The organism is Williamsia limnetica (genome assembly GCF_003217475.1).
Taxonomy (GTDB): domain Bacteria; phylum Actinomycetota; class Actinomycetes; order Mycobacteriales; family Mycobacteriaceae; genus Williamsia; species Williamsia limnetica.
On record NZ_QJSP01000017.1, the window covers coordinates 71,483 to 83,784 of the forward strand.

11 protein-coding genes are annotated in these 12,302 nt (G+C 67.1%); 3 read left to right on the forward strand and 8 right to left on the reverse strand.

Features of this window, described 5'->3' with window-relative positions; translation table 11 throughout:
- Positions 1–95: 95 nt before the first annotated feature.
- From DFR67_RS24050 to rimP, 5 genes are all read right to left on the reverse strand, one after another.
- Entirely contained in the window at positions 96–392 is a 297-nt protein-coding gene (locus DFR67_RS24050) for a DUF503 domain-containing protein (protein WP_110472010.1), read from the reverse strand.
- A gap of 19 nt (positions 393–411) precedes the next feature.
- A complete protein-coding gene (gene infB / locus DFR67_RS24055) occupies positions 412–3,387 on the reverse strand; it encodes a translation initiation factor IF-2 (protein ID WP_110472011.1) in 2,976 nt (991 codons plus the stop codon).
- Positions 3,388–3,467: 80 nt separating this feature from the next.
- The gene (locus tag DFR67_RS24060; RefSeq protein ID WP_342766756.1) at positions 3,468–3,941 is read right to left on the reverse strand and encodes a YlxR family protein; all 474 of its coding nucleotides are present in this window, start codon (positions 3,939–3,941) and stop codon (positions 3,468–3,470) included.
- Positions 3,892–4,917 carry a transcription termination factor NusA gene (nusA, locus tag DFR67_RS24065; protein ID WP_110472012.1) on the reverse strand — a complete coding sequence of 342 codons (1,026 nt, stop codon included), beginning with the start codon at positions 4,915–4,917 and terminating at the stop codon, positions 3,892–3,894. Before nusA ends, DFR67_RS24060 begins: the two co-directional genes overlap by 50 nt.
- Entirely contained in the window at positions 4,914–5,498 is a 585-nt protein-coding gene (gene rimP, locus DFR67_RS24070) for a ribosome maturation factor RimP (RefSeq protein ID WP_110472013.1), read from the reverse strand. Before rimP ends, nusA begins: the two co-directional genes overlap by 4 nt.
- A gap of 201 nt (positions 5,499–5,699) precedes the next feature.
- On the opposite strand from rimP, the gene DFR67_RS24075 reads away from it, so the two are divergent.
- Positions 5,700–6,227, forward strand: a complete 528-nt coding sequence (locus DFR67_RS24075) for a hypothetical protein (RefSeq protein ID WP_245938127.1) — start codon at positions 5,700–5,702, stop codon at positions 6,225–6,227.
- The gene (locus DFR67_RS24080) at positions 6,224–6,652 is read left to right on the forward strand and encodes a ferritin-like domain-containing protein (protein ID WP_110472015.1); all 429 of its coding nucleotides are present in this window, start codon (positions 6,224–6,226) and stop codon (positions 6,650–6,652) included. Before DFR67_RS24075 ends, DFR67_RS24080 begins: the two co-directional genes overlap by 4 nt.
- Before the next feature lie 78 nt (positions 6,653–6,730).
- Here DFR67_RS24080 and DFR67_RS24085 read toward each other — a convergent pair whose 3' ends face one another.
- Positions 6,731–8,470 carry a proline--tRNA ligase gene (locus tag DFR67_RS24085; protein WP_211325149.1) on the reverse strand — a complete coding sequence of 580 codons (1,740 nt, stop codon included), beginning with the start codon at positions 8,468–8,470 and terminating at the stop codon, positions 6,731–6,733.
- A 73-nt stretch (positions 8,471–8,543) separates the two neighbouring features.
- Here DFR67_RS24085 and yaaA point away from each other — a divergent pair, with 73 nt between their 5' ends.
- The gene (gene yaaA / locus DFR67_RS24090) at positions 8,544–9,287 is read left to right on the forward strand and encodes a peroxide stress protein YaaA (protein WP_110472063.1); all 744 of its coding nucleotides are present in this window, start codon (positions 8,544–8,546) and stop codon (positions 9,285–9,287) included.
- A gap of 7 nt (positions 9,288–9,294) precedes the next feature.
- On the opposite strand, the gene DFR67_RS24095 is transcribed toward yaaA, so the two are convergent.
- On the reverse strand, positions 9,295–10,800 hold the full coding sequence (locus tag DFR67_RS24095; RefSeq protein WP_245938128.1) for an MFS transporter: 1,506 nt from the start codon (positions 10,798–10,800) through the stop codon (positions 9,295–9,297).
- Positions 10,801–10,854: 54 nt separating this feature from the next.
- Positions 10,855–12,141 carry a uroporphyrinogen-III C-methyltransferase gene (gene cobA / locus DFR67_RS24100; protein WP_110472018.1) on the reverse strand — a complete coding sequence of 429 codons (1,287 nt, stop codon included), beginning with the start codon at positions 12,139–12,141 and terminating at the stop codon, positions 10,855–10,857.
- Positions 12,142–12,302 lie beyond the last annotated feature (161 nt).

Sequence of the window (12,302 nt, forward strand, 5' to 3'; positions counted from 1 at the left end):
GACGTCCCACCGTTTGTTCGAGACGTTCTGACGCACCGGCTCTTTGTCGATCTACGTCGCTACCGCAACTCTAATCTCCGACGCTGTCGACAGCTCTAATCATCATCACTACCGCCGCGCACGAGACGACGGACCGACAGCACCTCGATCTCGGGGCGGCCGGCGACCAACGCCTCACTGGCATCAAGGATCTCACCGAGGTGCCTGGCATCCGCCGCGACCGCCGCGACCCCGATCCGGGCACGTCGGTGGAGATCGTGGTCATCGACCTCCGCAACGGCCACCCGCAGACGCGCCAGCGCTGCGACGATGGGTCGCACCACTGAGCGCTTCTGCTTGAGAGAGTGGATGTCGCCGAGTAGCAGGTCGATTTCCAGCGAACCGACGAACATCACGCCCTACCGGCCCGGATCAGTCCCGAGCCTTTTCTCGCAACTCGTACGTCTCGATGACGTCATCGACCTTGATGTCGTTATAGGTGATGGTCAGACCGCATTCGTAACCGTCGCGAACCTCGGTGGCATCGTCCTTCTCACGCTTGAGAGAGGAGATGGTGAGGTTCTCGGCGACCACGACGTTGTCGCGGAGCAGCCGTGCCTTCGCGTTACGACGCATGATGCCCGACGTGACGAGGCAACCGGCGATGTTGCCGACCTTGGACGAGCGGAAGATCGCGCGGATGTCCGCACGGCCCAACTCGACCTCTTCGTAGACCGGCTTGAGCATGCCCTTGAGCGCGCTCTGGATCTCGTCGATGGCCTGGTAGATCACCGAGTAGTAACGGATGTCGACACCCTCGCGGTTGGCGAGTTCGGTCGCCTTGCCCTCGGCCCGCACGTTGAACCCGATGATGATCGCGTTCGATGCGGACGCCAGGTTGACGTTGGTCTCGGTGACACCACCGACACCACGATCAATGACCCGCAACTGCACCTCGTCGTCGATCTCGATGCCGAGCAGAGCCTCTTCCAAGGCCTCCACGGTTCCCGAGTTGTCACCCTTGAGGATCAAGTTCAGCTGCGAAGTCTCCTTCAGCGCCGAATCCAGATCTTCCAGGCTGATCCGCTTGCGACTGCGAGCGGCCAGCGCGTTGCGCTTACGCGCATTACGCCGATCTGCGATCTGCCTGGCGATGCGGTCTTCGTCGACGACCAACAGGTTGTCGCCGGCACCGGGCACCGAGGTGAAACCGATGACCTGCACCGGACGCGACGGCAGTGCCGCCGTGACGTCGGCACCGTGCTCGTCGACCATCCGACGCACACGTCCGTACGCGTCGCCCGCCACGATCGAGTCGCCGACCCGGAGGGTTCCGCGCTGCACGAGCACGGTTGCCACGGGTCCCCGACCGCGGTCGAGATGCGCCTCGATGGCGACACCCTGGGCGTCCATGTCGGGATTGGCACGCAGGTCGAGCGATGCGTCCGCAGTCAACAGCACCGCTTCGAGCAGTGCGTCGATGTTGGTGCCCTGCTTGGCGGAGATGTCGACGAACATGGTCTCGCCACCGAAGTCCTCGGCGACCAGACCGTACTCGGTCAGCTGAGCGCGGATCTTCTGCGGATCTGCGCCCTCCTTGTCGATCTTGTTGACCGCCACGACGATCGGCACGTCGGCCGCCTGTGCGTGGTTGATCGCCTCGACCGTCTGCGGCATCACACCGTCGTCGGCCGCGACCACGAGGATCGCGATGTCCGTCGCCTTGGCGCCACGGGCACGCATGGCGGTGAACGCTTCGTGACCGGGGGTGTCGATGAAGGTGACGAGTCGCTCGTTGCCATCCAGTTCGGTGAGGACCTGGTAGGCACCGATGTGCTGGGTGATGCCACCTGCCTCACCCTCACGGACCTTCTCGTTACGGATGGTGTCGAGCAGTCGGGTCTTACCGTGGTCGACGTGACCCATGACGGTCACCACCGGCGGACGCTGCTCGAGATCTTCCTCGCCACCGGCGTCCTCGCCGTAGGTGAGGTCGAAGGAGTCGAGCAGTTCGCGATCCTCGTCTTCCGGGCTGACGACCTGGACGACATAGTTCATCTCGCCGCCGAGCAGCTCCAGCGTCTCGTCGTTGACCGACTCGGTCGCCGTGACCATCTCGCCGAGGTTGAACAACGCCTGGACCAGCGAGGCCGGGTTGGCGTCGATCTTGTCTGCGAAGTCCGACAGCGACGCACCACGGGCGAGGCGAATGGTCTCGCCGTTGCCGCGGGGCAGCCTTACGCCACCGACCGCGGGCGCCTGCATGCTCTCGTATTCGGCGCGTTTCGCGCGCTTCGACTTGCGACCGCGACGGATTGCTCCGCCCGGACGACCGAAGGCACCTGCGGCACCGCCGCGACCACGGTTACCGCCGCCGGGACGACCGCGGAAACCACCGGGAGGACCACCGGGAGCACCGGTCGGCGCACCCGCGCCGCCGCCACCACCGGGACCACCGCGGTATCCACCGCCGCCGCCACCGGGACCACCGCGCGCTCCACCGGGTCCACCACGTGCTCCACCCGGTCCGCCACGTGCGCCGCCGGGTCCACCGGGACCGCTGGGCCGAGCTGAACGAGCAGGCATCGCGCCGGGATTCGGGCGGGGAGGCATGCTGCCGGGGCTGGGACGGGGACCGCCCTGACCCGGAGCGGGCCGACCGCCACCGGCTGCGCCGCCGGGGGCCGGACGTGCTCCGCCACCTGGACGGGGCCCACCGGTTCCGGGAGCGGGACGAGACGCGGGGCGCTCCACTGGAGCGGCCGTCGAGTAAGGGTTGTTGCCGACCTTGGGCTTGCGAGGACCTGGCTTGGGGCCTGGACCTGCGCCGGGAGCCGGGCGGGTCTGCGGAGCCGGAGCCGCGGAGGCCGCGGGGGCCTGCGGAGCAGCCGGCTCAGGTGCCTTCGGCGCCGGAGCGGCCGGTGCCGGCGCCGCCGGACGTGCCGCGGGGGCCGGAGCCGACGGGGTGGCCGGAGCCGATTGCGCTGCGGGAGCTGCCGGTGCCGCCGGAGTCGGCCTGGGCGCGCCGGGCCTGGCACCCGGGGTCGGGGCTCCCGATGTGGGGGCTCCCGGTGTTGGTGCACCCGGGGTCTGAGCCCCTGAGTTCTGGCCACCTGGGGTCGGGGCTCCGCCGTTGGATGCCGGCGCCGGCTTTGCCGTCGGGCGTGGGCCGCCCGGCTTGGCTGCTGATGGTTTTCCTGCCGGGGCGTTGCCGCCCTGGGTCCCGCCGTCTGCGGCGGGAGCGTCCTTCCCGGGGAAGGACTGGCGAAGTCGACGGGCCACGGGGGCCTCTACGGTCGACGACGCGGATTTGACGAACTCACCTTGCTCACTGAGACGCGCGAGAACTTCTTTACTCGTCACACCTAGTTCTTTGGCCAATTCGTGCACGCGGGCCTTGCCTGCCACTGCTCTCCTCACTTGGAGGTCGAGCGGCATTGCCCGCTACGACCTCGGTTTACGTCCGAAACTCGCTCATCGCAAGAACTTCACGGTGTGCTCATGTCTTCTGCTACCTGTTCCTCAGTGGCCGGCTTGTGCCGGCCTCTCTGTGTGGCTACCGATTCGATCTCTCGCATCAGTAGATCGGAGTCGACGGTCAGCCCGCCGATCCGAAATGCCCTGACGAAGGCCTTCCGCTGCACCGCGAGCCCCAAGCATTCGGGATCCGGATGAAGCCAGGCGCCACGCCCTGACATGGTCTTTCGGTGGTCTATCACGACCACCGGTGGGTTCACGCCCGTGTCCGCCACCAGCCGAACGAGTTCGGCGGCCGGGCGACACTGACGACATCCGACGCAGGTACGCATCGGAAGTTTTTCGCGGTGGAGCGAAGGATCACTGTGGACCATCGACAAGTCTACCGTCCGCAGCACGTCAGATGCCAATGAGACCCGCCGAGGACCATCTGGCTCAGCTCGCACCAGCGTCTGACGTGGCGCTGTCGGCATCGCTCTGGGCATCGCTGCGGATGTCGATCCGCCACCCGGTCAGCCTCGCGGCGAGGCGGGCGTTCTGGCCTTCCTTGCCGATGGCCAGCGACAACTGGTAATCGGGCACGACGACCCGAGCCGCTTTGGCGACCAGATCGACGACGGTCACCGAGACGACCTTCGACGGTGACAGCGCGTTTCCGACGAAGACGGCAGGATCGGTGTCGTAGTCGATGATGTCGATCTTCTCGTCGCCCAACTCGCGCATCACGTTGCGGACCCGCTGCCCCATCGGGCCGATGCATGCTCCCTTGGCGTTGAGACCCGAGACTCCGGTGTGAACCGCGATTTTCGACCGGTGTCCGGCCTCACGTGCCACGGCGACGATCTCCACGGAACCGTCCTCGATCTCGGGGACCTCGAGAGAGAACAACTTGCGCACGAGATTGGGATGGGTGCGCGAGAGGGTGATCTGCAGACCGCGCTGGCCTCGGGTCACTCCGACCACGTAGCACTTGATGCGTTCGCCATGGACGTACTTCTCGCCGGGCACCTGCTCGGCAGGAGGCAGCACGCCTTCCTGGCCGGTCGCCTCGCTACCGATACGGACGACGACCAGTCCGCGTGCGTTGGCCCTGGCGTCCTGCTGGACGACACCGCCGACGATTTCGCCCTCGTGAGTCGAGAACTCGCCGAAGTTCTTGTCGTGCTCGGCATCCCGCAAGCGTTGCAAGATGACCTGACGAGCTGTGGTGGCGGCGATCCGCCCGAAACCCTCGGGAGTGTCGTCCCACTCGGAAATCGTGTTGCCGTCTTCGTCCCGTTCTTGGGCCATCACGCGCACCGAACCGGATTTGCGGTCCACGTCGATGTAGGCGTGCTGGGCGAATCCGTCCGTATGCCGGTAAGCCGTCAGGAGTGCCGACTGGATGGTCTCGATCACGGTGTCGATCGAGATACCCTTCTCCGCCTCGATCATCCGGAGAGCAGCAATGTCGATATTCATTTGTTCCCTTTCCGTCTTGCCTCGATCTGTTCGGCATCGAGGCCGCACATCTGTAATTCGGCTGCACCGGGGTCACTGAAGTCGACCTGGACGTGGGCGACGCGCACCGTCTCGAGTGGCACCTCCTGTGTGGAGAGGCCCTTCCCCGATTTGGTGACCAATGTGAGCGTGGTCTCGTCGTCGTTCAGGGGCCCGATGCGACCCGACACCCGTGCTGCGGGTTCGGTGGCCAGGTCGATGACCACCTTGCGGCCCGCTGCCCGACGCCAGTGCCGGGGCGCGGTCAGCGGTCGGTCGATCCCGGGCGAGGTGACCTCGAGCGTGTACGTCGGCAGCGCCGCGACCGCTTCGTGGCCCGAGCCGCCGTCGTCGTCGGAATCCCCGTCGAGCACTTCGGAGAGCGACCGGCTCAGAGTGGCCAGTTCGTCGAGACCGGCGCCACCGTCGCGATCGACCATCAGTGTGATGACGTTTTCCTCACCCGAGGCGACGACGGTCAACTCCTCGACGTCGAATCCTTTGCCGGTCACCACCGGTTCGAGTAGCTCGCTGATGCGGTCGCGGTCGATTGCCCCAGGCATTCGGCGTTCCCTCCGTGTGCAGTTGTCGGTGTAGCGGGACCGGCGGGCCCGGAGGTTTCCCCGCGCCCGCGGTCGCAGGTGCACTCAGCTTAACGCCCCGGCGGGGGTGCTTTCGCCCATCGCGGCCGTGGGGTCTCGCCGACCATGCCCGTGGGCGGCGGGTCCCACGCTTGTCCCGGACTGCTGGCACTATGTGTCTCTGTGACGGTCAGTGGCCTCCGGGAGGCAGCAGAAAGCGGGTTTCGACCCTCGCGCCGCTCGTTCGTGCGATCGGCCGCCGCGTTGTCCGCAGGTGCGCTGGCGATCACCGCGGTCGGGGCCTGCGGCTCCGGTTCGGGTGTGAGCGCCGAGCAGCAGCTCGCCGACCGGTTGCTCCCCCAGGTCGCCGCGGCGCAGGCCGACGCAGTCGCGGCCACCGCCGCGATCGCCACCAATCCCGATCGCGCAGCGGCCCTGGCGGTGGTGGCCACAGAACGCACCGAACACGCTCGCGTCCTCGCGGAGGAGATCACCCGACTGGACACCGGCAGGGCTCGGGTCGCTTCCAGTTCGGCGGCCCCGAGTTCTGTGGCGCCCGCTCCGCCCGGCCTCGATGCGTTGCGCGCGCAGCTGTCGGCCTCGGCGAGGTCGGCCGGCGATCTCGCGCTCGAACTCGACGGGTATGTCGCGGGTCTGCTCGGATCGATCAGTGCAGGGGTCACCACCGCGGTGGCGGTGCAGCTCGCATGAGCCAAAAGGACGCGTTGACCGACGCAGTGAACGCCGAGAACGCCGCCATCTTCAGCTACGGGGTGGTCGCTGCATATGCCGCCTCGTCGCGGTCGCAGACCGTCGCCGAATACACTGCCGAACATCGTTCCCGGCGTGAGGAATTGGTTGCCGCCCTCAACGCGGCACAGGCAGAGGTACCCCCGGCGGCAGCCGGATACGACCTGAGCGCCCCGATCACCGACCCGGTGTCGGCGTTGACCGTGGCACTGACGGCCGAAGAGGATTGTGCGGTCGCCTATCGGGCGCTCATCGAGCAGGCCGAAGACGTGGGGGCCCGTCGACTGGGCCTCGACGGTTTGACGGACTCTGCGGGCCGCGCGGCCAATTGGCGTCTAGTGCTGCGTATCTCCCCCGTCACCGTCGCCCTGCCCGGTTCGGTCTGACACACGAACCCAGCCTGTCCAGGCACACCCAGGTGTTGCAGCACCTGGGTGTGCCTGAACGGCGTGGGTCTGTGAGAGTCAGCGATTCGCGACGATGGTGGCCACGGCGGTATCGGAGGCGACCTCGGTCGCTTCACCGGTGAAGCGGTCCCGGATCTCGACCGTCCCGTTCGCCCAGCCACGGCCGACCACGACCACCACCGGCATCCCGAGCAGTTCGGCGTCCTTGAACTTGACGCCGGGCGAGGCCTTACGGTCATCGATCAACACCGAGAAACCGGCGGCATCGAGGTCTGCGGCCAGGGAACGGGCGCCGCTCCAAGCACCCTCGTCCTTGTTCGCGATCACGAGGTGGACGTCGAACGGCGCCACCTCTTTCGGCCAGCGCAGCCCCTTGTCGTCGTGGTGCTGTTCGGCGATCACCGCGACCATCCGCGACACCCCGACCCCATAGGAGCCCTGGATGAGCCGTACCGGTTTTCCGTTCTCGCCCAGCACGCCGACGTCGAACGCATCGGTGTATTTGGTGCCCAATTGGAAGATGTGACCGATCTCGATACCGCGGGCGGTCACCAGGGTCCCGGCCCCGTCCGGCGAGGGATCACCGTCACGCACTTCGGCGGCCTCGATGGTGCCGTCGGGTTCGAAATCGCGACCCGCCACCAAGTCCACGACATGTTTGCCCGGCGCGTCGGCTCCGGTTATCCATGCGGTTCCGTCGACGATTCGCGGGTCGACCAAATAGCGGACACCGTTGTCCTGCAGGCCCTTCGGACCGATGTAACCGCGGACCAGAAAGCTGTTTTTCGCGAAGTCGGCGTCGGTGATGAGCTCGACTGCGGCAGGTTCGACCGCCGCCTCGAGGCGCTTGAAGTCGACCTCGCGGTCTCCCGGGACACCGATCGCGAGGAGCTCTTCCTCACCGCCCGGACTGCGGAGCTTGACGACCACGTTCTTGAGCGTGTCCGCGGCGGTGAAACCACGGTCCGGGAACGTCTCCTGCGCCCACGCGACGAGGGTGTCGATGGTCGGGGTGTCGCCGGTGTCGTGGACGGCCGCCGCAGGTAGCCCCTCGATGGGCAGTGCGGGCGGTGCCGGGGTGATGACGGCTTCGACGTTGGCGGCGTAACCCGATTCGGGGCTGCGCACATAGGTGTCCTCGCCGACTTCGCTCTCGGCGAGGAACTCCTCGGATGCACTGCCGCCCATCGCACCTGACGTGGCGGCGACGATGACGTACTTCACCTGCAACCGGCGAAAGATCTCCTGGTATGCCTCGCGGTGGGCGTCGTACGACGCCTTGGAGCCATCGATGTCGAGGTCGAAGGAGTACGAGTCCTTCATGATGAACTCGCGGCCCCGGAGGATGCCTGCCCGAGGGCGCTCTTCGTCGCGGTACTTGGTCTGGATCTGGTACAGAGTCACCGGGAGGTCTTTGTACGAGGAGTATTCGCCCTTGACCAACTGCGCGAACAACTCCTCGTGGGTGGGCCCGAGCAGCATGTCCGCGCCCTTGCGGTCCTTGAGGCGGAACAGTGCGTCCCCGTACTCCGTCCACCGGCCGGTGACGTCGTACGGTTCGCGGGGCAACAGTGCGGGCAGCGATATCTCCTGGCCGCCGATGTTGTTCATCTCTTCGCGCACCACATCTTCGACGCGGCGCAGTACCTTCAGGCCAAGTGGTAGCCAGCTGTAGACACCTGGTGCGACGCGGCGCACGTATCCCGCCCGGACCAACAGCTTGTGGCTGGGTACCTCGGCGTCCGCGGGGTCATCGCGCAGGGTGCGCAGGAACAGGGTCGACATGCGTGTGATCACGACTGTCACCTTAACGCCGCCTCCGGCGCCACCTCTCCGCGGCGGCAGGTGGGCGCGCGATACGGTTCTGGATGTGTTGATCGTGCTGCCTCCCTCCGAGACCAAGGCCGAGGGTGGCCGCGGCGCCGCCCTCGACCTCGACCAGTTGTCGCTGCCCACCCTGACCCCGATCCGGCGCAAGCTCGCGGACGCGCTGGTGACGCTCGCCGCCGACAGTGAGGCAAGCCAGCAGGCGCTCGGTCTCGGGGTGTCCCAGATCGCCGAGATCGAGCGGAATGCGCAGTTGTGGTCGTCGCCGACCCGCCCCGCCATCGAGCGCTACACCGGCGTGCTGTTCGATGCGCTGGATCACTCGACGTTGACGAGGGCATCGAAAACCAAGGCCTCCGAACGACTGGCCGTCGGCTCGGCACTGTTCGGGGTCGTGCGTGCGACTGATCCGATCCCGGCATATCGCCTGTCTTCGGGCTCCAAGCTGCCGGGGATGGGCACCCTCGCGTCGGTGTGGAAGCCCGCACTCACCGACGCACTGACCGCTCTCGGCGAAGACGTCGTCATCGACCTGCGCTCGGGTGGTTACCAGCAACTCGGGCCGCTGCCCGGTGCGATCACGGTGACCGTCCTGACGGAAGGGCCGACGGGTGCCCGGACGGTGGTGAGCCACTTCAACAAGCACCACAAGGGCATTCTCGCGCGATCGCTCGTCAGCTCCCGTCGACAGATCCGGGATGTGAACTCTCTCGCCGCGACCGCCACCGCGGGGGGCCAACGAGCCGAGGTCGCCTCAGATCACGAGCTGATCATCCTGACCGACTGACGTCGGGCTAGGCAGTGAGGTCGTCCGGGTCGATCGAGGTGTGGGCGGTCTCTTGTGCCGCCTGCCCCTCTGCGATCTCCTCGGGGGTGAAGCGCATGAACACGACGACGATTCCCGCGGCCACGGCAATCAGTGCACAACAGATGAAAGCCAGTCCGTAACCGCTCGCCAGCGCGTCCAACTCCAGGTCGTTCATCTGATCCACCGGACCGGTGACGCCGCCTTCGGACAGGGTCCTGCTGGTCACCATCGCGCCGACCGCGACCAGGGCGACCGCACCTCCGAGGTTCTGGGCGACCTGTGCCAGTGCCGTGAGCGGGCCGATCTCCGTCGGCCCGACACCGGCCACAACGGACAGGGTCAGCGGGATCACCGCGAAGCCGACCCCTGCACCGATGACGATGACCGGGAAGAGGATGTGAGGGAAGTAGGCAGGTGCATCCCGGGCGATGCTCGCCGCGTAGCCGCAACCGGCACAAACGATCGCACCGCCTGCCAGCACCAGCCAGCGCGGCTGGAAGCGCAACGCGAGTTTGGAGGCGATCGCGGCAGCGGTACCGAGCCCGAAGGCGAACGGGACGACGGCCAGACCGCTCTGGATGGGTGAGTACTTCAAGATGCCCTGCAGATACAGCGAGATGAACACCGCCATGCACATGATGATGGCGCCCGCGAGCAGGATGGCCACCAGCGCGGCGACGCGGCTTCCGTTCTGGAACAAGGAGAAGGGCAGAATCGGATTGTCCGCATGTCGCTCGACCATCACGAAGGCAAGGAGCGAGGCCAGGCCGATGACGAGGGGGACCACGACGAGGGGCCGCAGCCAGCCGCCGGGGCCCTCGTTCACCGCCAGCACCACCAGCGTGCAGCCGAGGGTTGCCAGGACGGCGCCACGGACATCCAGCGGCAACCTCTCCCCCTGGGATTCCCTGAGATACATCACCGCACCTGCGACGACGATCACGCCGATCGGCACGTTGATGAGGAACACCAGACGCCACGACAGTTCGGTGAGGACGCCACCTGCGATGAGGCCGGCGACAGATCCGATACCCGTCATCGCCGCATAGACCGCGAAGGCCTGGTTGCGGGGTTTTCCGGGGGCAAAGGTGGTGGCGACCAGCGCCATCGCAGTGGGCGCCGCAACCGCCGCGGCAGCGCCCTGGAGAGCCCTGCCCACGATCAGGCTGATCGGATCCCAGGCCAGACCACAGAGCAAGGACGTGAGGGTGAACGCAGCGACGCCGGCGACGAACATCCGTTTGCGACCGAAGGTGTCCCCGAGGCGGCCACCGAGGAGCATCAGCCCACCGAACGCCAACACGTAGGCGGTGATCACCCAGGCACCCGCGCTGTCAGAGAGCCCGAGGGCGTTCTGGATTCGTGGCAGGGCGAGCGCGGCGACGGTCCCGTCGAGGACGACCAGCAGCTGCATCCCGCCGAGGACGACGATCTGAGGTCCCCAGACGCGTGTCTGGCCGACCTCAGCAGCCATGTGCGTCGGTGGAGTCATGGGCAACGACGCTACCGTCGTCGGACCGCCATGTCACAATCACGCTTGTCACGGTCATGGTCGCGCATACCCCGTACTCCCCGACTCCCCGTCGAATCCGGCCACGGGACCGATGACCACGATGGCGGGCGGACGCACGTTCTGGGTCCGGGCATCGACCGCGGCCCGCGCCAGCGTCGATCGGACAAGTCGTTGGCTACCCAGGGTCGCGTTCTCGATGATCGCGACCGGCAGATCATCTGGGCGACCGCCGTCGATCAGCGCCGAGGTGAACACGTCGAGGCGTTCGACCGCCATCATGAGCACGATGGTGCCGCGCATCTGCGCAAGGGCCTGCCAGTTCACCAGCGAATCGGGGTGGCCGGGCGGTATGTGACCGGACACCACCACCACCTCATGCGTGACGCCGCGATGGGTGACCGGTATCCCGGCCGCCGAAGGCCCTGCGATCGCGCTCGTGATCCCCGGCACCACGGTGACCGGGACCCCGGCCGCCACACAGGCTTCCAGCTCTTCGAATCCGCGCCCGTAGACGTAAGGGTCGCCGCCCTTGAACCGGACCACGAACTTACCCGCCTTGGCCCGGTCCACGAGGACCTCGTTGATGGCCTCCTGCTTCATCGCCCGCCCGTACGGCACCTTCGCGGCATCGATGATCTCGACGTGGGGTCCGAGTTCGGCCAGCAGCGCCGGTGGAGCCAGCCGATCGGCGACGACGACGTCGGCCGCAGCAAGCAGTCGGCGGCCGCGGACGGTGATCAGATCAGGGTCACCCGGACCACCGCCGACCAACGCGACGCCCGGTGGGTGGGGTTCACGCGCGGCGGCTTCGAGACCCGCAGCTCCCAATTCTCCCCCGCCGAGTGCCTGCCCGATCGCAGTGCGCACGGCCGCGGAACGACGATGATCGCCCGCGGCGAGGACCCCGATCCGGAGTCGGTCGTGACTCAGCGACGCCGGGGTGACCGCTGTTCCGTATCTGGCGTCGTCAGCGCGGACGCAGAAGATCCGGCGCGATTCGGCCTCGGCGACGACCGCGGCATTGACTTCTGCGTCGTCGGTGCACGCAAGGGCATACCAGGCACCTTCGAGATCACCGTCGCGGTAACCCCGTGTGTACAACGTGATGTTCGGGAACGACTCGACCGTCGGCGTCGCCACCGGCGCGATCACATGGATGTCGGCCCCGCTGTCGGCCAGGGTGGGCAGTCGGCGCTGCACCACCGAGCCCGCACCGACGATCACCACCTTTCGGCCGGTGAGCTCGAGACCTACCAGGTAGTGATGGTCCCCGGAGCCCTCGGAACTCGGCTGCACTGGGCCTGACTGAGGCTTCGACATGGGTAGACCGTACCCACGCGGCGTCGGCTCACCGCGATGGCACTCTCGCCCGGTCCGCGAACCGATTGCGCGTCCCCCCGCAGAAGCCCGACCCGTGCCCTCATAGGAGTGACATTCACCACCGCAACCAGGCTGTCCGCCAACCTGTCCCGCACCATGAT